At 31.7% G+C, this 20,789-nt stretch carries 21 protein-coding genes (1 of these 21 only partly in view); 20 read left to right on the top strand and 1 reads right to left on the bottom strand.

Annotated elements, in window-relative coordinates; all coding sequences use genetic code 11:
• Together NAMH_RS07935 and NAMH_RS07930 are read left to right on the top strand one after the other, a co-directional pair.
• A protein-coding gene (locus tag NAMH_RS07935; RefSeq protein WP_012663673.1) for a flagellin A crosses the window boundary here: on the top strand, positions 1-1,006 show its 3' portion. The gene continues 464 nt to the left of window position 1, outside the view; only the last 1,006 of its 1,470 coding nucleotides appear in the window; the start codon falls outside the window, past its left edge; it ends in the stop codon at positions 1,004-1,006.
• Between the two features lie 210 nt (positions 1,007-1,216).
• Complete coding sequence (locus NAMH_RS07930) at positions 1,217-2,698, top strand: flagellin A (RefSeq protein ID WP_015902607.1); 1,482 nt, start codon at positions 1,217-1,219, stop codon at positions 2,696-2,698.
• A gap of 140 nt (positions 2,699-2,838) precedes the next feature.
• Here NAMH_RS07930 and NAMH_RS07925 read toward each other — a convergent pair whose 3' ends face one another.
• Positions 2,839-4,770 carry a motility associated factor glycosyltransferase family protein gene (locus tag NAMH_RS07925; protein ID WP_012663848.1) on the bottom strand — a complete coding sequence of 644 codons (1,932 nt, stop codon included), beginning with the start codon at positions 4,768-4,770 and terminating at the stop codon, positions 2,839-2,841.
• A gap of 68 nt (positions 4,771-4,838) precedes the next feature.
• Between NAMH_RS07925 and pseB the strand changes: the two genes are divergently transcribed.
• From pseB to NAMH_RS07835, 18 genes are all read left to right on the top strand, one after another.
• The gene (gene pseB / locus NAMH_RS07920; RefSeq protein WP_015902669.1) at positions 4,839-5,828 is read left to right on the top strand and encodes a UDP-N-acetylglucosamine 4,6-dehydratase (inverting); all 990 of its coding nucleotides are present in this window, start codon (positions 4,839-4,841) and stop codon (positions 5,826-5,828) included.
• 14 nt (positions 5,829-5,842) lie between these two features.
• Positions 5,843-6,946: a DegT/DnrJ/EryC1/StrS family aminotransferase gene (locus NAMH_RS07915; protein WP_012664001.1), complete on the top strand. Its 1,104-nt coding sequence runs from the start codon at positions 5,843-5,845 to the stop codon at positions 6,944-6,946.
• Positions 6,943-7,638 carry a pseudaminic acid cytidylyltransferase gene (pseF, locus tag NAMH_RS07910; RefSeq protein WP_015902808.1) on the top strand — a complete coding sequence of 232 codons (696 nt, stop codon included), beginning with the start codon at positions 6,943-6,945 and terminating at the stop codon, positions 7,636-7,638. The genes NAMH_RS07915 and pseF overlap by 4 nt, the downstream gene beginning before the upstream one ends.
• On the top strand, positions 7,638-8,984 hold the full coding sequence (ispD, locus tag NAMH_RS07905; RefSeq protein ID WP_015901973.1) for a 2-C-methyl-D-erythritol 4-phosphate cytidylyltransferase: 1,347 nt from the start codon (positions 7,638-7,640) through the stop codon (positions 8,982-8,984). Before pseF ends, ispD begins: the two co-directional genes overlap by 1 nt.
• A gap of 1 nt (position 8,985) precedes the next feature.
• Positions 8,986-10,386 (top strand): CDP-glycerol glycerophosphotransferase family protein, encoded by a 1,401-nt coding sequence (locus tag NAMH_RS07900; protein ID WP_015902220.1) that lies wholly within the window; start codon positions 8,986-8,988, stop codon positions 10,384-10,386.
• Complete coding sequence (locus NAMH_RS07895; protein ID WP_015901967.1) at positions 10,383-11,855, top strand: CDP-glycerol glycerophosphotransferase family protein; 1,473 nt, start codon at positions 10,383-10,385, stop codon at positions 11,853-11,855. Before NAMH_RS07900 ends, NAMH_RS07895 begins: the two co-directional genes overlap by 4 nt.
• Positions 11,852-12,238: a glycerol-3-phosphate cytidylyltransferase gene (gene tagD, locus NAMH_RS07890; RefSeq protein ID WP_015902580.1), complete on the top strand. Its 387-nt coding sequence runs from the start codon at positions 11,852-11,854 to the stop codon at positions 12,236-12,238. Before NAMH_RS07895 ends, tagD begins: the two co-directional genes overlap by 4 nt.
• A gap of 84 nt (positions 12,239-12,322) precedes the next feature.
• Positions 12,323-13,126, top strand: coding sequence for a hypothetical protein (locus NAMH_RS07885; protein ID WP_012663934.1), 804 nt, complete (start codon positions 12,323-12,325; stop codon positions 13,124-13,126).
• Positions 13,062-13,292, top strand: a complete 231-nt coding sequence (locus NAMH_RS07880) for an acyl carrier protein (protein ID WP_041361669.1) — start codon at positions 13,062-13,064, stop codon at positions 13,290-13,292. The genes NAMH_RS07885 and NAMH_RS07880 overlap by 65 nt, the downstream gene beginning before the upstream one ends.
• Positions 13,292-14,023: an SDR family NAD(P)-dependent oxidoreductase gene (locus tag NAMH_RS07875; protein ID WP_015902383.1), complete on the top strand. Its 732-nt coding sequence runs from the start codon at positions 13,292-13,294 to the stop codon at positions 14,021-14,023. Before NAMH_RS07880 ends, NAMH_RS07875 begins: the two co-directional genes overlap by 1 nt.
• A complete protein-coding gene (locus NAMH_RS07870; RefSeq protein ID WP_015901794.1) occupies positions 14,005-15,321 on the top strand; it encodes an AMP-binding protein in 1,317 nt (438 codons plus the stop codon). Before NAMH_RS07875 ends, NAMH_RS07870 begins: the two co-directional genes overlap by 19 nt.
• Positions 15,314-16,363, top strand: a complete 1,050-nt coding sequence (locus tag NAMH_RS07865; protein WP_015902111.1) for a LuxE/PaaK family acyltransferase — start codon at positions 15,314-15,316, stop codon at positions 16,361-16,363. The genes NAMH_RS07870 and NAMH_RS07865 overlap by 8 nt, the downstream gene beginning before the upstream one ends.
• Complete coding sequence (locus NAMH_RS07860; protein WP_012663872.1) at positions 16,344-17,519, top strand: acyl-CoA reductase; 1,176 nt, start codon at positions 16,344-16,346, stop codon at positions 17,517-17,519. Before NAMH_RS07865 ends, NAMH_RS07860 begins: the two co-directional genes overlap by 20 nt.
• Positions 17,506-18,033 (top strand): hypothetical protein, encoded by a 528-nt coding sequence (locus NAMH_RS07855; RefSeq protein ID WP_015902747.1) that lies wholly within the window; start codon positions 17,506-17,508, stop codon positions 18,031-18,033. The genes NAMH_RS07860 and NAMH_RS07855 overlap by 14 nt, the downstream gene beginning before the upstream one ends.
• The gene (pseI, locus tag NAMH_RS07850; protein ID WP_015902402.1) at positions 18,033-19,049 is read left to right on the top strand and encodes a pseudaminic acid synthase; all 1,017 of its coding nucleotides are present in this window, start codon (positions 18,033-18,035) and stop codon (positions 19,047-19,049) included. Before NAMH_RS07855 ends, pseI begins: the two co-directional genes overlap by 1 nt.
• Before the next feature lie 62 nt (positions 19,050-19,111).
• Positions 19,112-19,483: a rhodanese-like domain-containing protein gene (locus tag NAMH_RS07845; protein WP_012663961.1), complete on the top strand. Its 372-nt coding sequence runs from the start codon at positions 19,112-19,114 to the stop codon at positions 19,481-19,483.
• Entirely contained in the window at positions 19,480-19,821 is a 342-nt protein-coding gene (locus tag NAMH_RS07840; RefSeq protein ID WP_015902221.1) for an arsenate reductase family protein, read from the top strand. The genes NAMH_RS07845 and NAMH_RS07840 overlap by 4 nt, the downstream gene beginning before the upstream one ends.
• Positions 19,818-20,537 carry a DUF445 domain-containing protein gene (locus NAMH_RS07835; protein ID WP_015901899.1) on the top strand — a complete coding sequence of 240 codons (720 nt, stop codon included), beginning with the start codon at positions 19,818-19,820 and terminating at the stop codon, positions 20,535-20,537. The genes NAMH_RS07840 and NAMH_RS07835 overlap by 4 nt, the downstream gene beginning before the upstream one ends.
• Positions 20,538-20,789: the final 252 nt, after the last annotated feature.

The raw sequence follows: 20,789 nt of genomic DNA, 5'->3' as shown, positions 1-20,789 counted from the left end.
AACAGTAACAGCATCAATCGGTGCAACTTCATCTGATAAAATCGGTAATACAAGATTTGAAACTGGTGCAGTAATTACTGCAGCTTCAAATGTAAGCTTAACTTTCAAATCAGTAGACGGTGTACATGATGTTTCACTTGAAAGTGTTGTTGTTTCTACAAGTGCAGGAACAGGTATCGGAGTTTTAGCAGAAGTAATTAATAAAAACTCTGACAAAACTGGAGTTAAAGCAACATGGCAAGTATTACAAACTGGTAGTTCTGCTATTAGTGGCGGAGATGTAAAAGGTTTAGTAATTAACGGTGTTACTATTGGTGATGTTTTAGATGTAAAAGCAAATGACAGTGACGGTAAACTTGTAGCTGCAATTAATGCGGTAAAAGATCAAACAGGTGTAGAAGCATATGTAGATGAAAGAGGTAATCTAAACTTAAGAAGTTTAGACGGTAGAGGTATTTCTGTAGATGTAGCAAGTGGTGCTGCAAATATCGGTATTACTTCTCATGTTGAAAACTACGGAAGACTTACACTTACAAGACTTGATGCAAGAGATATAATTGTATCAGGAACAGGTGCAGGACTTAGTGCAAGTGCTGAAGCTACAATTAACTTAAGAGCTATTAAAGGTAACTTTACAGCAGATCAGGCAAGTGCAATCGGTGCATTCGCAAATAGTTTAGTAGCTAACTTCGGTCAAAAAATCGGAGCTGGTGTTACATCATTAAGAGGTGCTATGGCTGTTATGGATATTGCTGATAGTGCTGCAAAACTTCTTGACAAAATTAGAGGTGATATCGGTTCAGTACAAAATCAGTTAGTAAGTACAATTAACAATATTTCAGTAACACAGGTAAACGTAAAAGCTGCAGAATCACAAATCAGAGATGTAGACTTTGCACAAGAGACTGCGAATTTCCAAAAATACAATCTTCTTGCACAATCAGGAAGTTACGCATTATCTCAAGCAAATGCAGTACAACAAAATGTAATGAGATTGTTACAATAATAATCTCTTCTTCTCCCTTTTGGGAGTATATTGAAAGTTTAAAAGGGAAATTAAATACAAAATTTATGATTATAGTATCATGTTGTAGATGGTGACAGACACTTATAGGGTTTTTTTAAATAATATTAACTTACTTTTTGTACTTATTAAATACCTAATTATTTTTGGAACATAATTTGCTACTCCTTTGAAAAATAAAGGAGTATACAAATGGGATTTAGGATAAATACTAATGTGGCAGCATTAAATGCACATGCTGCTGGTGTAGCAAATAATAGAAATTTAAGCAGTTCACTTGAGAAACTTTCAACTGGACTTAGAATTAATAAAGCGGCAGATGATGCTTCTGGTCTTCAAATTGCAGATGCATTAAGAGATCAGGCAGATTCACTTGGTCAAGCTATCAGAAACGCTAATGATGCAATTGGACTTTTTCAGATTGCAGATAAAGCAATGGATGAGCAAGTAAAAATTCTTAATACAATTAAAGTAAAAGCTACTCAGGCTGCACAGGATGGACAAAGTGCGGATTCAAGAAAAGCTCTACAAGAAGATATTGTTAGACTTATGGAAGAACTTGACAATATCGCAGGTACTACAAGTTATAACGGTATGACATTGTTAAGTGGTCAATTTACAAACAAAGAGTTCCAAATCGGTGCTTATTCTAATGAAACCGTAAAAGCAAGTATAGGACCGACTTCATCTGATAAAATCGGATTAACAAGATTTGAAACTGGTGCAAAGATTACTGCTGCAGCTAATGTAAATCTTACATTTAAAGCAGTAGACGGTATCCATGATGTAAATATTGAAAGTGTTATTGTTTCTACAAGTGCAGGAACAGGTATCGGAGTTTTAGCAGAAGTAATTAATAAAAACTCTGATAAGATTGGTGTTAAAGCCACATGGCAAGTTCTTACTACAGGTAGCGCGGCAGTAGCAGGAGGAGATATTAAAGGTCTTACAATTAACGGTGTTACTATCGGAGATATTATTGATGTAAAAGCAAATGACAGTGATGGTAAACTTGTAGCTGCAATTAATGCGGTAAAAGATCAGACAGGTGTAGAAGCATATGTAGATGAAAGAGGTAATCTAAACCTAAGAAGTTTAGACGGTAGAGGGATAAAAATTTCTGGAACAGGAATTAATTCTATTGCAGGTTTAAGAAGTAATAAAATAGAAAACTACGGAAGACTTACACTTACAAGACTTGATGCGAGAGATATAATCATATCCGGAACGGCATCTTTAGCAGGATTTAATGGAAATGAAGCACAAACAACAATTAATCTAAGAAGTATTAAAGGTAATTTTACAGCAGATCAGGCAAGTGCAATCGGTGCATTCGCTAACTCAAACGTTCCTTATTTTGGAGATAAAATCGGAGCTGGTGTTACATCATTAAGAGGTGCTATGGCTGTTATGGATATTGCGGATGCAGCGGCACATTATTTGGATAAAATTAGGGCTGACATCGGTTCAGTACAAAATCAGTTAGTAAGTACAATTAACAATATTTCAGTAACACAGGTAAACGTAAAAGCTGCAGAATCACAAATCAGAGATGTAGACTTTGCAGAAGAGACTGCGAATTTCCAAAAATACAACGTACTTGCGCAATCAGGAAGTTACGCATTATCTCAAGCAAATGCAGTACAACAAAATGTATTAAAACTACTACAATAATAAAAGGGCTTTTTGCTCTTTTTTTATATAGTTTATTTAGTGTCTGTCGCTAAAAACTTTGATTTTGATTAATAATTTTAAAAAAAATATAAAAAGGTAATTATGAGAGGATTATTTTAAAAGACACTTAAAAAAGAAGTTTATTTAATCTTATTGAATTGAAGATTTCTTTTTTTTAGTTCTCTTTCTAAATTCTTAACCGCTCTTTTTACTACTATGATTTGTGCATTTATACTTCCTGCAAGCATAAATAACCATTCTTTATGTTGCATTATCCATTCTATTAATTTTGCTTTTTTTTCTATTTCGGTATTTGAAGGTCTTACCATTATTTTAGCAAGATCGAGTTCCTTATTTACTAAATAACTTTCAATTGTTTCACCAAAGATAAGAGAAAATCTTTCTGTTTCAATAATATCTTTAATTTTATCTATCTTATTCGAAAGTTTTAATAATTTCTCATAATCAATTTCTTCTAATTTATTTTCATCTTTTAACTTTGCAAGTTTTTCACACTCTTTTGCAACCTGTAAAAATACTTTTTCAATTTTTGATTGAACTTTTTGTCCGTAATTTACCATTGTTTCAATTTTTTTATGTGATTTTAATAAGAGTTTGTTTATTGTATTATCAGATAATGTTCTGAGTTTAATTTCTTTTTTATTTTTTGAGGTGTCAATATATTTTTCAACAACTTCAGAAAAAGGCATTTCTATTGCACCGTGAATTCTTGCCCCTCCTTCAGTAGCATTTATAGTTGTAACACCTTGCTCTTTAGCATCTTCTATATCTTTTTCAAAAAAGTTTCTAAACATATTCCATACTCTTGTTGTTTTAATTACACCATTACCTCCATATTTTGTAACATATTCATCAGTAGGTTTATGTTTAACTTGATTTGCACCAAAAACATGACCTTCACTATGTGATTTTCCGTCTTCAGAATAAGCCAAATCTTGTCCTATAAGTACTATAGTTTTATATTTCATAAAATATGCTAATTCGTAAGCCATATTAGCCGCACTCATTCCTATGCCCAAATAACCGAATTTGTCTAATTTGAAATATTTTGTATGTCTGAAAGGTCTCATAGGGAGTATTTTTTTACCTTTAGAATATTTTAAAACATCTTTGTGCTGTAAAGATGCATGTAGCATTATTATATTTTTTTGAAATTTTGGAGGAGTATTTTTAAAAAATTTAGCTGTTGCCTGTACTCTTTCTAACGATGTTACGAAATCAGGGACTATTCCGTGTTTTGCCAATATAGGCATTGAAGCGTCAATACATATTAATGTGGCATGGTTTTGTATCTTTTTTAATAAGGGAAGTTGTTTTGCAAGTGAAGGTCCTGTTGAAACTATTATAGCCACATCAGTATTTTTTTTATTTTCTAATTGAGAAAAGTATGGATTTTTAAGCATTGTAGGTATATTATTTATATGGTGTTCTATTCCTATCAATGTATCAATTGTATCGTTACCGAAATTGGTTATGGTTTGTTTTATAGCTCTTATTAAGAGTTTATTTATTTCAATAATGGTATTTGAATAAAATTTTTCATAATAATTTGAATAAATATGAAGTTCAAAAGTTTTGGCAAAAAGTTGTACATCTTTATGTGAAAAAAGTCTCATTGCTTTTGCGAATGTGAATTCCTGAGGTAAAAATATTTCAAGTTTTTCATTTAATATTTCTTCTGAAAAATCTACAATATGAAATGCTATATATAATATTTCTAAATTTGGTTCGAATACAAAAACTTTTTTTAATGAACTATTTGCAAAAAGAAGTTTTATAAATATTCCGTTACCCATTCCGAAAAAAAATAAAACAGGATATCTTTCATATTTTTCTTTAAAATGCTGCTGTTTTTTTTGAATTTCATCTAAAGGCTGTGTTTCATATATTGGGTAATTTCTTTTTTTGTCGATTATATTTAAATTTATAGGATCATTGCCTTGTTGAACAACTTCAAAATCGTTATGTGTTTTTAATGCAAAAAGTTTTGTAGCAAGTTCAGGCTTTTTTTCAAGTAGTGCTTTTATGTTTTTTTCAAAAATTTGAGACATACGTTACCTTTTTGTTTTTATATCGGTTATTTTGTTAAAATTATAACAGTTTAGATTTAGGAGAATCGATGTTTAATGGAAAAAATATTCTTATTACAGGTGGGACGGGGAGTTTTGGAAAAAAATATACTGAAATTTTATTAAAAAAATATAAACCAAATAAAATTATCATCTATAGTAGAGATGAGCTAAAACAGTATGAAATGGCTCAAAAATTTAATGATAAATGTATGAGATATTTCATAGGTGATGTAAGAGATAAAGACAGACTCAGAAAAGCTATGGAGGATGTGGATATTGTAATACATGCAGCCGCCCTTAAACACGTGCCTGTTGCTGAATATAATCCAATGGAATGTATTAAAACGAATATAAACGGTGCTCAAAATGTAATAGATAACGCAATAGACTTGGAAGTTGAAAAAATTATTGCGTTATCTACCGATAAAGCAGCCGCTCCTATTAACTTATACGGTGCTACTAAACTTGCAAGTGATAAACTTTTTATTGCTGCTAACAATCTGGTAGGTAAAAGAAAAACGAGATTTTCTGTAGTAAGGTACGGTAATGTTATAGGAAGCAGAGGAAGTGTAGTTCCGTTTTTTGCAAAACTGATCAAAGAAGGGGTGAAAGAGCTTCCTATAACACATAAAGATATGACAAGATTTTTAATTACGCTGGAAGAAGGTGTGAATTTTGTTTTAAAAAACTTTGAAAGAATGCAAGGCGGTGAAATATTTGTTCCTAAAATTCCTTCAATGAAGATAGTTGACTTGGCAAAAGCTATGTGCCCTGAGTGTAAATTTAAATATATAGGAATACGTCCTGGAGAAAAAATGCATGAAGTTATGATTACAAAAGATGACAGATGTGTCGAATTCGATGATCATTATGTAATAAAACCAACGATTAATTTTAGTTTTGATGCGGATTATTCAAGTAACAATATCGGGGAAAAAGGACAAGAACTTGAATATGGTTTTGAATATTCTTCAGGAAGTAATGATTGGTGGTTAAGTGAAGAAGAGTTTTTGAAAAAAGCGAAAGAATTTATTTAAATGGAGAATTAAATATGGAGAATTCAGAATATGGATTTATTCCATATGGGAAACAGTATGTTGATGAATGTGATAAAAAAGCTGTTTTGGAAGTGCTTGAAAGTGATTATTTAACAACGGGTCCTAAGGTTCAGGAATTTGAAGAAGCATTAGCGAATAGGCTTGGGTTTAAATATGTTGTGGTTGTAAGCAATGGCACGACAGCATTACATTTAGCAAGTAGAGTGTTATTAAATGTTGGTGACAGAGCAGTAACTACTCCGAATTCTTTTCTTTCTACTTCGAATTCTATTCTTTATGTTGGGGCTAAGCCTATATTTGTGGATATTGAAAATAACGGGCTTATAAATTTGGATTTGGTCGAAGAAAAACTAAAAAAAAATAAAAAAATAAAAGCCGTTTATTTGGTTACGTTTAGCGGACATCCTTTGGATGACGAAAAAGTTAAATATTTAAAAGATAAATACGGAGTAAAAATTCTTTACGACAATGCTCATTATTTTGGTAAAGACGGCGGGGTTTGTGATATAGCCACATATTCTTTTCATCCGGTTAAACATATTACTACCTTTGAAGGCGGGGCAGTGGCCACTAATAATGAAAAAATATATAAAAAACTGCTTCGTTTAAGAAATCATGGAATAGTAAAAGATTCTTCAATGTATCCTTGGGAATATAAGATGGTAGATTTGGGATATAATTATCGCCTTAGCGACGTTGCGTGTGCTATGGGTCTAATTCAACTCGAGAAAGTGGATATGTTTCTATCTAAAAGACGTCAAATTGCAAAATATTACCATGATAATCTGCCTGAAAAAATCAAACCTCTTTATCCTTATAATGAAAAAAGCTCATATCATCTTTTTGTGGTGAGGTATCCTTTTAAATCGTTTGATGAAAAAGCGGAGTTTTTTATAAAAATGCGTCAAAAAGGTATAGGACTTCAATACCACTACATTCCTATTAATCAACAGCCTTTTTATGTTAAAAAAGGATACTTTAAAAAATTCCCACAAATGGAAAAATATTATCTTGAAGCGTTTTCTTTGCCGATATATTACAGCTTAAGCGTAAAAGAGCAGGATTATGTTATTGATTGTATGGAGGAGTTGCTTTGAACTTATGCGTAATACCGGCAAGAGGTGGTAGTAAAAGAATACCTAAAAAAAATATAAAAGAATTTTGTGGTAAACCTTTAATTGCTTACAGTATAGAAGCGGCTAAAAAATCTGGACTTTTTGATAAAGTAGTCGTATCAACGGATGATGAGGAGATTGCAAAGGTTGCTGAAAAATACGGTGCTGAAATACTCTATCGTCCAAAAGAGCTTGCGGATGATTATACCGGAAGTGGAGAAGTGTTTAAACATGCGATAAATGAACTTAAGAAAAATAACGGATATAAATTTGCATGTATGATATATCCTACAGCTCCTTTTTTACAAGTAAACTATTTAAAAGAAGGGTACGAAAAACTAAAAAATTCAGATGCATGCGCTTCTTTTAGTGTTACAAGTTTTGAATATCCAATTCAGAGGGCTTTTAAGATAGTAAATGGCAGGTGTGAAATGTTTGATAAATCGAATTTTCACAAAAGAAGTCAGGATTTAGAAGTTGCCTATCACGATGCCGGACAGTTTTACTGGAAAAAAATTGGATGTAGAAGTGATGACGTGTTTTTCGGGAAAGATACTATTCCAATTGTTATTCCGAGATATTTGGTTCAGGATATTGATACTATTGATGATTTTATTAGAGCGGAAATAATGTATGAATATTTGGTTAAGAAAGGCTATATAAAAGGAGAATGATGAATATTGCAGTTATTTTGGCCGGGGGAGTGGGTAGCAGGTTTGGTGCGAGTTTACCGAAACAGTTTTTGAGGCTTGCAGGAAAATACATTATTGAATATACTATTGATGTTTTTGAACAAAATGATAATATTAATGAAATATGTATTGTAGCTAATGAGGAGTTTTTTGAAAAATACAAAGAAATTGTAGAAAAAAACAGATACAAAAAAGTTAAAAAAATTATTTCAGGTGGTAAAACAAGGCAGGATTCAAGCTATTCGGCAATCAAAGAATATGAAGATAATCCGGAATGCAATTTAATTTTTCATGATGCTGTAAGACCGTTTGTTTCTCATAGAATTATAAATGACACAATAAAAGCATTAGATAAATATAATGCCGTTGATGTGGCGATTCCTACAGCCGATACAATTATAGAAGTGGAAAATGATGTTATTAAATCTATACCGGAGAGGTCAAAATTAAAAAGAGGTCAGACTCCTCAGGCTTTTAAACTGGAAACTATTAAAAATGCATATGAAAAATTTTACGCTGATAAAACTGCAGGAACCTTTACGGATGATTGCGGATTAGTGAAATATTATTTGGACGAACCTATATTTGTTGTTAACGGGGAAGAAACCAATATCAAAATAACTTATCCCGCAGATCTTCTTTTTGCCGAAAAAATAATACAGCTTAAGAGTGTTGAAATAGAAAATAAAGATTTAAATTTAAAAGAGAAAGTGTTGGTAGTATTTGGCGGAAGCAGTGGAATAGGTAAAGAAATTGTTGGACTTGCTGAAAAATCAGGAGCTAAAGTATTTAGTTTTTCAAGAAGAGAAGGATATGATTTAAGAGATAAAGAATCAATTAAAACAGCATTGAATGAGGTTTTTGAAAAAGAGAAAAAAATTGATTTTATAATTAACACTGCAGGAGTATTGATAAAGAAAAATTTAAAAGATCTAAATGAGGATGAAATTGAAGAGCAGATTGATATTAATCTGAAAAGCTCTATATTAACGGCGAAATATGCTGTTAACTATTTACAAGAAGGTTCTATGATACTGTTTTTTACTTCAAGCTCTTATACAAGAGGAAGGGCGGGTTATTCTGTTTATTCTGCGACAAAAGCAGGGATTGTTAATTTAACTCAGGCTTTGGCGGAAGAATTTTTAAATGATGGAATCAGGGTTAACTGTATAAACCCGGCAAGAACATTGACTCCTATGAGGATAAAAAATTTCGGCAAAGAGCCAAAAGATACTCTTCTTGATGCGAAATATGTAGCACTCAAAAGTTTGGAGGTATTAAGCAGTGAAATTACAGGGCAAGTTATTGATATAAAAAAAGGTATGTAAGTTGTATGATAATTTTAAAAATAAAAAAGTTCTCTTAGCCCCTGCTACACCTTTGACAGTTTCATTTGCACAAAAACTGAAAAATTCAGATATTGAAGTTGTCGGTTTTTTGGATAAAAACAAAACAGGGGATAAGATTTACAGATATAACAAAATCAAAGATTTGGATTATGATTATATTTTGATTTATAACGAACAGTTTTTTTGGTCTATATATGCAGAAATAGTAAAAAATGCAAATAAAAAAAGCGTGTACCGAGTTGTAAAAAAAAGTAATGATTATGAACTTTTTGATAATAAAAGAATAAAAAAAGAGAAATTAAAAAAAATAAAAAAAGAACTTAAAATAAAACTGTTTGAAAAAATACAAAAATATTTTGCAAATATAATTGATTTATTAAAAATAAAAAGAGATTTAACAGTTGTTTTAACAAAAGACTTCATAGGGGGAAATGCGAAATATTTATATCTTTTTTTAAAAAAAGAAGGAAAGAAGGTCGAACTTATAAGCAATACTGAGCTTGCCGAAAAATTGGAAAAAAAATATGTGCCTTTTAATTCTCTAAAAAGTTATATCAAAATTGCAATTGCCAAAAATATTATAGTTGATGAGATGATATATGAGTACTTTAATAATACTACAGCAAAACAAAATAAAATCCAGCTTTGGCACGGTGTGGGAATAAAAAAGTTAAATCCTGTTAAGAATTTGAAATTTGATTATTTTATTTCCACGTCAAACTGGACTAATGAGACGAATTTTAAAAACATATTCAGTGCAGATAAATTTTTAAATTACGGATATCCTCGAAATGACCTGTTTTTCAGGGAAACGCTCAAAGATGACCTGGTTTTATGTGATGAGGGGATTTATAAGTTGAGTGAAAACAAAAAAACCATTGTTTATATGCCGACATACAGGGATATACTGGAGGATAATATTCCACCGTTGGATTTCGATTATCTGGATGAAGTGTTTGGAAAGATTGGGATTGTTTTTATTATGAAACTTCACCCTTTTGTAAAAGAACTTATACAAAGCAGATATAAAAATATAATTTTTTATCCTTCAAAACACGACATTTACCCTGTTTTAAAAAATACCGATATTTTAATTACCGATTATTCTTCGGTATTGTATGATTATTTACTCTTGGATAAACCTATTATTTCGTTTGTTTATGATAAAGAGAAGTATGTCACGACAAGAAACGGTTTTTTGTTTGATTATGATGAGTATACTCCCGCTAAACAGGTGTTTAATCAGGATGAATTAATAAAAGAAATTAATTATATTTTAGAAGGTAATGACGATTTTGGTGAAAAAAGAAAAGAAATTATGAATAAATTTTTTGATTACATAGACGGCAAAAGCTGTAAAAGAATTAAGGAAATATTGTGAGTTTTGAAAAATTTAAAGGCAAAAGAGTTTTAATAGCTCCGTATTCACCTTTAACTGAAAAATTTGCAAAGTATTTAAAAGAGAAGTTTGATATTAATAGTGAAATTTATATAGATTCGTATAAAGAAGGTGATAAATTAATTAAACCTGAGGATATAAAAAATTACGAAATTGACGCTGTTTTTATTTTTTCTCCCAATCATTTTGACGAAATATATAAAACAATTAAAAAATACGCCGATAAAAATAAAATTTATAAAATTGATTTAAATTCAAAAAAAGAATATATATACTTTACACATATAGACATATTGACAACAAAAACTAAAGATAAAATTGCACAGGTTAGGAATAAGAACAAAAAGAAGTTTTTAAAGGTTTTATCAAAGCTATTGGATTTAATAAAATACAAGCGTAAAATAAGCATTTTTATAGCGGAGGGATTTGTAGATGCGAATATAAAACATATGTATTTATATTATATAAAAAACAAAAAAGACGCGGTTCTTTTAACAGATAATGAAGAGCAGTATAAAGAACTCCTTAAATACAACCTTCCGGTTGTAAAACTTTTCAGCTGGAGAGGTTATTTGTATACGGCTTTGGCTAAGAAGATTTATCTGGATCATTTTATACTTGATTATTTGGATTATGTCTCAAACAAGCAAATAACAATTCAACTTTGGCATGGAATACCTATAAAACCCATTAGGGACAGGTCAAAATATAACTATAATTTTGTTGTTTCTACATCAAATTTTTTAAATAAAGAAGTTTTTAAAAAAGTATTTAACGCTAAAAAATATTTAAATTACGGATATCCTCGAAATGATATTTTATTAAATAAAAAAGTGAATGAATTAGATCTTATACTTAGTGATAAACAAATATATAAACAGGTTTTGGAAAATAAAAGAGATGGCAAAACAATAATAATTTATATGCCGACATTCAGGGAAAACGGATTTGAACTGTTTCCATTGAATTTTAAAAAACTAAATGAGGAAATGCAAAAAACTAATGCTGTTTTTTATGTAAAACTGCATCCTTATGTATTGGATAAATATCGAGATAGTATAAAAGAAGAAAATTATAGTAACGTAATATTTTATAATACTTCTGGTGATGTTTATCCGATTTTGAAATATGTTGATATCTTGGTAACCGATTATTCTTCAATTATGTATGATTTTTTACTGCTTAACAGGCCGATGATATTTTTTAATTACGATTTTGAAGAGTATGTAGAAGCAAGAAAGAGAGATTTAGGTGAAGATTTGTTGTTTGATTACTATAAATTTACTCCCGGGCCTAAGGTAAGGACGCAAAGCGAGCTGGTTGAAGAAATAGATAATGTAATTAGGGGAAAAGACGATTTTAAAAGTAATAGAGAAAAAATAAAAAATCTCTTTTTCGATTTTGCTGATGAAAACAGTGCAAAAAGAATTTTTAGTTTGGAGAAAGGATGAAAAAAGTATTAACATACGGAACGTTTGATATGTTTCATATAGGACATTTGAATCTGTTAAAACGTGCCAAAGCATTAGGCGATTATTTAATAGTAGGAATCTCAAACGATGAGTTTAATGAAATTAAAGGAAAAAAAACAGTTATTCCGTTTAATGAGCGAAAAGAGATAGTTTCAGCCATAAGGTATGTTGACATGGTTATAGAGGAGTATTCTTGGGAGCAAAAAATTAAAGATATTAAAAAGTATAATATTGATGTTTTTGTGATGGGAGATGACTGGAAAGGTAAGTTTGATTTTTTAAAAGAATATTGCGAAGTGATTTATTTACCAAGAACAAAAGATATTTCAACAACATTAATAAAGAACTGTTTGAAAGGATAAAATATAGTAATTTTAAGAGTCGATTTTTCTGCTAAAACGGGGTTTGGGCATTTAAAAAGGCTTGAAGCCTTTTTAGAATGGAAAATGGAAAATGGAAAATGGAAAATTGATAAAAAAGTTTTTATAGTATGTAAGGAATGTGAGCAAAAATATACTGATATTCCGATAATTAAAATAAATAACGAAAATGAGTTTTTTGATGTCGTAAGACGTTTAAAACCAAAAGAAGTGGTGGTAGATAATTATAATTTTACATATGAAGATGAAAAGAAATTTAAAGAATTATTCCCGAATATTAAACTTATCTGTTTTGATGATATGTATAAAAAACATTGTTGTGATGAAATTATTAATCATAACTTAGGTGTAAATATTAATAAATACGATGATCCTAAAAAGGTCAAGGTTATAAAGCCTCTTGTGGGGGAAAATTTTATAAAAGCAAAGAAAAAATATTATAAAAAAGAGGGAGTTTTCATAAGTTTCGGTGGGACTGATGCTAAGGGAATCGGGCTTAAGGTTTTGAAACAGTTAAAAGACTGCGGTTTAAAAGTCGACTTTTACACTACAAGTGCCAATAAACATTTGGAAAAACTTAAAAAATTCTGTTTTTTAAACAGATGGTGTAGGCTTCATATCGATGAAGATGTGGCAGTTGGGATGGCTAAGGCTAAATTCGGGGTTATAACACCGAGTACCATTGCTTATGAGGCTATTTACATGGGGCTTGGTTTTATTGCCGTGCAAGTTGCCGAAAATCAGGAAAATTTAGTAAAATATTTAAAAAGTAAAAAATATAAAGTCTTAAAAAAAAGGGATATTAATGGAAGAAAGATTAAAAAAAGTATTTGCCGAGTCTCTCGGAATAGAGGAAAAAAAGGTTACTGACGATTTAAAGTACAACACAATTGACGAATGGGACAGTGTGGCACATATGACTTTGGTTGCCGCAATTGAAGACGAGTTTGACATAATGCTTGATACGGATGATATTATAGATATGAGTTCTTTTGCAAAAGCAAAAGAGATTGTAGCTAAATACCTGGAGCAGTAATGTTAAAGGGTAAAACAGCGGTTATTACTGGAGCTTCGAGTGGAATAGGACTTGCAACGGCCCGTCTTTTTTCCAAAAACGGTGCATTTGTAATTTTGGTTTCCAAAAATTTGGAAAAACTTGAAAAAGCAACTGAAGATATTGATAGAAAAGCTCTTTTTGATACGGATTTGAGTAAATACGATGAGGTGAAAAGCCTTTTTTCCAATATCAGAAAAGTTACAAAAAATATCGATATTTTGGTTAATAACGCAGGTATTATTCATTCATCGATGTTTATGATGACGAACGATAAAACGATTAAAGAAGTGTTTGAGATTAACACTTTTTCTCAAATGTATATGGCACAGTTCGCATCAAAAATTATGCTAAGACAAAAAAACGGGTCAATAATTAACGTTAGCTCGATTATGGGAGTGGAAGGTGCAAAAGGCCATGTGGCATACAGTGCTTCCAAATCAGCACTTATCGGGTTTACAAAATCCCTGGCAAAAGAACTCGCCCCTTTTATCAGGGTAAATGCCGTAATACCGGGTGTGGTTGACACACCTTTACTTGATAATTTAGATAATGACGCAAAAGAAAAACTCTCATCTCAAATACTTCTTAAACGATTGGCAACTCCTGACGATATAGCTAAAAGTATTCTGTTTCTTGCAAGTGATATGTCAAATTATATTACGTCAACTGTATTGGAGGTGGACGGAGGATTATGTTCGATAGAAATTTAAAAAGATTCGGTACAAATACCGCATTGATTCAAAACGACATCAAAGTAACATATGAAGAGCTTGAAAAACAAATCAGTGATTTTTGTGAGTTATTGGATGACCAAAAAAGGCTTGTGGCGTTTTTTATTGAGCCTACAATTCAAAATATTATAGCTTATTTGGGCTTTTTGAGAAAAAATTATGCAGTTTTGATGATTGATAAAAATTTGAATAGTGACCTTAAAAAGAGTCTTTTAAACGAATATAAGCCTAATTTAATATACGAAAATGAAAATCTGCAGGAATTTAATACTCAAAAACTTGATATTTATAAAGAGTTGAGCCTGCTTCTTCCGACTTCAGGGTCTACCGGGTCATCAAAATATGTAAGACTTACAAAAAAAAACCTTTATGCAAATGCCGAGTCAATTACGGGCTATCTTCCGATTACACAAAACGATACGGCTGTTACCTCATTGCCTTTGCATTATTCATACGGACTTTCCGTTTTGCATACGCATCTTTTAAAAGGGGCCAAAATCGTTCTAAGCGATAAGTCCCTTATGCAAAGGGAGTTTTGGGAAGAGTTTGACAAACACGGGGTTACGAATTTTAACGGTGTGCCATATCATTACGAAATGCTTTACAGGCTTAAGTTTGATTTTAAAAAACATCCGTCCATCAGGTTTGCAACCCAGGCCGGCGGTAAACTTAATCAAAAATATGTTTTACATTTTGCAAGAAACGCAAAAGAGTCGGGTGTTGAATTTTATGTAATGTACGGGCAGACTGAGGCAACTGCAAGAATAAGTTATCTTCCTCCTCATAAAACACTTGAAAAACCGACTTCAATCGGTGTTGCAATTCCGGGAGGCAAGATAGAGTTTATAGATAACGAACTTGTTTACAGAGGTGAAAACGTAATGCTTGGCTACGCGACGTCTTATAAAGACTTAAATAAAGGCGATGAGCTTAAGGGTGTGCTGCGTACGGGTGATTTGGGATATAAAGATGAAGAAGGATACAGTTATATAACCGGAAGGGCTAAAAGATTTATAAAAATGTTCGGAAACAGAATAAATCTCGATGAATGCGAGCATTTTTTGAAATCAAAATATAAGGATGTTTACCTCGTTGGGATTGACAATCATATAACCGTATTTTCTCTGGATGACGATAAAGAGGCTTTGGAACTTTTAAAAAAGAAGTATAAATTTAACCCTAAAGCGTTAAGTTTTAAAAAAATAGATGAATTTCCGTCCAAATCCAACGGAAAAATCGATTACCAAAAACTTATAAAGATTGCATATGATGAGTAATATTTATGATTTAAACCCTTATAGTCTGGAAAAAAAGCAAAAAGAGGCTTTACTTATCAGTGAGCTCAATGAGCTAACTAATTTTCATTATAAGAACTGCAATGAATATAAAAATATTCTTAATGCGTTTGGTTACAAGAAAGCCGAAAAACTTGAAGATTTTTTCCCAATGCCTGTGCTTTTATTTAAGGAATATGAATTAAAATCAAGCCAAAATATAGTAAAAACACTAACTTCTTCCGGGACTACATCCTCAAAAGTTTCAAAGATATTTTTGGACAAAGAAACGGCTGTGTTACAGACAAAAGCGTTAATTAAGATTATGCAGGATTTCCTGGGTAAAAAAAGACTTCCGATGCTTATTGTAGATACAAAATCAACCGTTTCCAACAGATACAAGTTCTCCGCACGGGCGGCAGGGATACTCGGGCTTTCAAATTTCGGAAGAAAACATACGTATGTTTTAGATGATGATATGAGGCTTAAAAAAGAGCTTTTATCGGAGTTTTTAAACACATACAAAGATGAAAAAATACTGATTTTCGGATTTACGTTTATGGTTTGGGAATATTTTTACAAACAGATAAAAGATTTGAATCTTGATTTAAGCAACGCAATACTTTTTCACAGTGGCGGATGGAAGAAACTTGAAAATATAAAAGTAAGCAATGAATTGTTTAAAAACTCATTTGCAAAATGTTGCGGATTAAAAAACATTCATAATTTTTATGGTATGGTAGAACAGGTCGGATCAATTTTTGTTGAGTGTGAAGAGGGACATCTGCATACACCGAACTTTGCTGATATTATTATCAGAGATCCGATAACCCTTAAACCGCTTCCAAAAGGCCAAAAGGGGGTAATTGAACTGTTGTCTTTAGTTCCTAAAAGCTATCCCGGACATGTGATATTAACGGAGGATGTCGGGGTGATTTTGGGTGAGGATGACTGTAAGTGCGGAAGAAAAGGAAAATATTTTAAAGTATTAGGGAGACTTAAAAAAGCCGAACAAAGGGGATGCAGTGATACTTTCGGAAATTGAGTTTGTAATTCCAAAAGGAGTTAAGTTTAATGAAATTAACACAGGTGAATTTTTAAATCCTTTTGATAATGAAGTTTTGGGGTTTTTGGATTCTCTTTCCAAGGAACTTTTGAAATTGAAAGAATATAATGAACTTGTAGCCCTCGGGTTTTGGCTTAGAAAATCAAATATTGAAAAGATGAAAAAAGATTTTTTCAAAAAGTATGAAAACAATATTGTTCTGCCCCGTGGAGTTGCGTTTCATATCGCACCGAGTAACGTGGATACAATTTTTGTGTATTCTTTTGTTTTGTCTATGCTTGTCGGGAATGTGAATATTTTAAGAATAGGTCAAAAAACAAATGAGCAGATTTTGACTCTTATAAAAAAAATTGAAGAAGTCTTAAACAAATATCCAAAACTTAAAAACAAGCTCTATATCGCAAGATACGGATACGAAGAAGAGATAAACGAATTTTTTTCTTCGATATGTGACTTGAGGATAATATGGGGAGGAGATGAAACAGTTAATACAATTAGAAAAATCCCTCTAAAACCAACCGCTTTGGAGTTAACATTTGCCGATAAATTTTCCTTTGCACTTTTAGATTTGAACAATATAGAATTAAATGAGCAGTTTTTTGAAAAATTATACAGGGACAGTTTTACTTTTCTTCAACAGGCGTGTTCTTCCGTTAGGGCAATATGTTTTTTACCGGTTGATAAAGATAAGAAAAAAGAGTTTTGGCAAAAATTTGAAGAGTTTATACAAAGAAAAAATCCACGGTTGGAAGATAAAGAGGGAATAACGCGTTTTAATGCGGTGGTATCTATGGCTATTGAAGAAAAAATTAAAGTATACCACTCAAAATTTCTGTATGTGGTAAAAGTCGGTTCATTAGATGTGATAGATAGAGTTAAACATCCGGGGCTCGGTGTTTTTTATGATATTGATATTGATTCGATTGAAGAACTGCTAAAATTCAGTACAAAAAAAGAACAAACACTTTCACTTGCCGGTATAAAAAAAGAAGAACTTGTAAAAGCTATAAAAAACGTTAAACCAAAAGGCTTTGACAGATATGTAAACGTCGGAGATGCAATGAATTTCTCAGAAGTCTGGGACGGTTTTGATCTGTTGAGTTCTTTAAGCAGGATTATTGATGTGGATATTTAAAGATTACAGGCTTATGAATATTGATGAGCATAAAAAAATTCTTGAAATAAGAAACTCTGAATTTGTAAGAAATTCCTCATCAGATAATAAACTTATAACCATTGAAGAACATTTGAAATGGGTACAAAATATGGATAAAAGCAGGTGTTATATGGCTTTGTTTGTAAAGGGTAATATTGAAGGCGGGGTTAATTTCACTTTTTATGATAAAACCGTAAAAAACTGGGGAATATTTTTTTCTAAAACAACAATGCCTCTTGTTTCGGTTGCGGCGGTGTATCTTTTTATAGATTATATGTTTGAAAGGTTTGATGTTTTGAATTCCGAAGTACTTAAAGAAAATAAAAGGGCTTTGGAGTTTAACCGTTATTTCGGAGTGGAAGTGGTGGATGAAGATGAAAAATTTTATAAAATGAAACTTACAAAAGAGAAATGGAAAAATATAAAAAAGAATTTGGATATTTACAAAAGGGCTCAAAAAATCAAATATCAGTTTTTATGTGAAGGAATATAATGCAAATAGGAAATTTTGACACTTCAAAAAAAGTTTTTATAATAGCGGAGCTTTCCGCAAATCATGCAGGCAGTCTTAAAACTGCAAAAGATACGGTATACGCCGCAAAAGAATCCGGGGCTGATGCGATAAAACTTCAAACTTACACACCGGAGTGGATGACTTTAAAAATAGACAGGGATGAATTTAAAGCTGGGGATTTGTGGAAAGATGAGTATTTATACGATTTGTATCAAAAAGCGATGACACCTCTTGAATGGCATAAAGAACTTTTTGATTACGCAAGGAGCTTGGAACTTGAAGTTTTCAGTTCACCATTTAGCAAGGAAGCCGTGGATTTTTTAGAACAGTTTGAACCTCCTGCATATAAAATAGCTTCTTTTGAGATTACGGATTATGATTTGATAGATTACGCCGCAAGTAAAGGCAGGCCGATGATAATCTCAACCGGGGTGGCAACACTTCAGGAAATTCAGGATGTGGCTGATATATGTAAGAAAAGAGGTGTTGAATTGGCTCTTTTAAAGTGTACTTCCGCATATCCCACGCCAAGAAGTGAAGTGAATTTAAAAACAATTCCGGCTATTAAAGAGATATTTAATGTAGAAGTTGGTTTTTCGGATCATACGCTAGGAATTTCCGCTCCCGTAGCGGCTGCAGCAATGGGGGCAAGGATTATTGAAAAGCATTTTATACTTGATAAAAATTTAAATTCTCCCGATAAGGATTTCAGCTTAACACCTGATGAGTTTAAAGAAATGGTTATGGCTGTTAGAGAAACGGAAGAGATGATGGGGGAAGTTAATTTCAAACCTAAAAGCGGGCGTCAGTTTGCAAGAAGTCTGTATGTGGTAAAAGACATCGAAAAAGGTGAAACGTTTAGTGAAGAAAATATAAAATCAATACGTCCGGGATACGGACTTCATCCTAAATATTTACCTGAGATATTAGGTAAAAAAGCGTGTAAGGATTTGAAAAAAGGCGACAGGTTAAGGTGGGAAGACATAACGGATTAAGCGGTATTGAAAAAATCTGTTTATTTGATATTATTCCAAAAAAAATCTAAAAAGGATAAAATTTGTTTGATTTTTTTACAAAGGGGAGAAAGTTAAAGCTCGGGGAAGAAAAAAGGGAACCAAGAGCGGATGCGTTTCCTACGTATGAACTGTTAAAAGAAGTGACTATTATCGATATAAGAGATGAAGAAGAAGTAGAAGAATACGGTAAAATGCCAAATTCAATACACATACCATTTCATTCAGGTTTTACTGAAGAATTAATGAAATTGGACAAAAATACAAAATACGGAATAATGGATTTAAGGGGAGTTTATATCCAAGAGGCACTTGAAATAGCAAAAAAAGTCGGTCTTAATGCTGTTGAGCTTAGAGGAGGATTTTTTTATCTGACTGAAGTTATGAATCTTAAACCTATTAAGGAGGAGAAATGAAAGTATACGGAATAAAAACATGCGGAAGTGTAAAAAAAGCACTTAAGTTTTTTAATGAAAACGGAATAGAATATGAATTTCACGATTTAAAAAAAGAGCCGGTAGGGTGTGATAAGATAGACGAGTGGATAAAAAAGGCGGGAATAGACGTACTGTTTAACAACAGAGGTACAAAATACAGAACCTTAAAACTAAAAGAGCTCAATCTTGACGAAAACGGAAAGAGAGAGTGGCTTTGTAAGGAGAATCTACTTATAAAAAGGCCTGTGATAGAGCTTGATAACGGGAAAGTTGTTGTAGGATTCGATGAAGATAGATATAAGGAAATTTTTGCATGAATGCAGCCGTTTTAGCAAGCAGCATAGGTATCGGGGCATTAATTGGGTATGTAACCAACTATGTTGCCATAAAACTTCTTTTCAGACCTTATAAGCCTTTAAAAATAGGCGGTTTTACTGTTTTTCCCCAGGGAGTGATTCCAAGAGAAAAAGAAGCTCTGGCAAGAAAAGTCGGGGAAGTTGTAAGGGATTACATACTAAGTGAAGATGAGATTAAAAAAATAATTTCTCAAAAAGAAGTAAAAGAAGAAATCGTTAATTTTATCGATGCGAAAATTGAAAAGATTTTGGATAAAAAAGTAACTGAATTTATGGAAAAAGAGGAAATTGTTGAAAAAATCTCATCTTTTATAGAAAAGTTTGTAGCAGAAAAGTTTCCAATGTTTGCAAGTTTTGTAAGCGGAAATATGATAAAGTCTGTTTTTGATAGTGTGGATTTTGATGTGAAGGTGAGTGACATATTAAACTCAGACAAAACAAAAGACATTATCAAAAACGAAATAGTTTCGTTTCTCGAAGATGAGGTTCCTAAAATTTTTATAAAAGCCAATATTGATAAAATCGTAGAGGAGAGAGTTTCAAATTTCGATGAAAAAACACTTGAAGATATGCTTTTTTCACTAATGAAAAAACATTTCAGTTTTATAAATTTTGCAGGTGCGGCACTTGGTGCGATAATAGGATTTGTCCAGTATTTCGTTGTTACCAATATGTAATAATTAAAAGTCATAATTCCCTTAAAAAGGGAGTTATGCAGATCTTTTGTTTTAATAAGTGTCAGGCACCAATAGTTAGGGTGGAGATGAGGAAAAGATAGGAAAAAAAAGATGTTAAATGTAAAATTGGGCAATGGAAAATGAGGGTGAAAAGATCTAACGTATAGAAATGGAGCCAGACACTAATATTGTGTGACGGTTGTATAAGTATAATTTGATTATATACACTGCTCATAAAAGTATTTAGTAAAG

It is taken from the genome of Nautilia profundicola AmH (assembly GCF_000021725.1).
GTDB classification, from domain to species: Bacteria; Campylobacterota; Campylobacteria; order Campylobacterales; family Nautiliaceae; genus Nautilia; species Nautilia profundicola.
This window is presented reverse-complemented; position numbering and strand designations above follow the sequence as displayed.

Excerpts from the sequence above, each read along its gene's own strand:
- NAMH_RS07930 (WP_015902607.1), top strand. The coding sequence starts at position 1,217 with ATGGGATTTAGGATAAATACTAATGTGGCAGCATTAAATGCACATGCT.
- NAMH_RS07925 (WP_012663848.1), bottom strand. The coding sequence starts at position 4,770 with ATGTCTCAAATTTTTGAAAAAAACATAAAAGCACTACTTGAAAAAAAG.
- pseB (WP_015902669.1), top strand. The coding sequence starts at position 4,839 with ATGTTTAATGGAAAAAATATTCTTATTACAGGTGGGACGGGGAGTTTT.
- NAMH_RS07915 (WP_012664001.1), top strand. The coding sequence starts at position 5,843 with ATGGAGAATTCAGAATATGGATTTATTCCATATGGGAAACAGTATGTT.
- ispD (WP_015901973.1), top strand. The coding sequence starts at position 7,638 with ATGAATATTGCAGTTATTTTGGCCGGGGGAGTGGGTAGCAGGTTTGGT.
- tagD (WP_015902580.1), top strand. The coding sequence starts at position 11,852 with ATGAAAAAAGTATTAACATACGGAACGTTTGATATGTTTCATATAGGA.
- NAMH_RS07885 (WP_012663934.1), top strand. The coding sequence starts at position 12,323 with ATGGAAAATGGAAAATGGAAAATTGATAAAAAAGTTTTTATAGTATGT.
- NAMH_RS07880 (WP_041361669.1), top strand. The coding sequence starts at position 13,062 with ATGGAAGAAAGATTAAAAAAAGTATTTGCCGAGTCTCTCGGAATAGAG.
- NAMH_RS07875 (WP_015902383.1), top strand. The coding sequence starts at position 13,292 with ATGTTAAAGGGTAAAACAGCGGTTATTACTGGAGCTTCGAGTGGAATA.
- NAMH_RS07870 (WP_015901794.1), top strand. The coding sequence starts at position 14,005 with ATGTTCGATAGAAATTTAAAAAGATTCGGTACAAATACCGCATTGATT.
- NAMH_RS07865 (WP_015902111.1), top strand. The coding sequence starts at position 15,314 with ATGAGTAATATTTATGATTTAAACCCTTATAGTCTGGAAAAAAAGCAA.
- NAMH_RS07855 (WP_015902747.1), top strand. The coding sequence starts at position 17,506 with ATGTGGATATTTAAAGATTACAGGCTTATGAATATTGATGAGCATAAA.
- pseI (WP_015902402.1), top strand. The coding sequence starts at position 18,033 with ATGCAAATAGGAAATTTTGACACTTCAAAAAAAGTTTTTATAATAGCG.
- NAMH_RS07840 (WP_015902221.1), top strand. The coding sequence starts at position 19,480 with ATGAAAGTATACGGAATAAAAACATGCGGAAGTGTAAAAAAAGCACTT.
- NAMH_RS07835 (WP_015901899.1), top strand. The coding sequence starts at position 19,818 with ATGAATGCAGCCGTTTTAGCAAGCAGCATAGGTATCGGGGCATTAATT.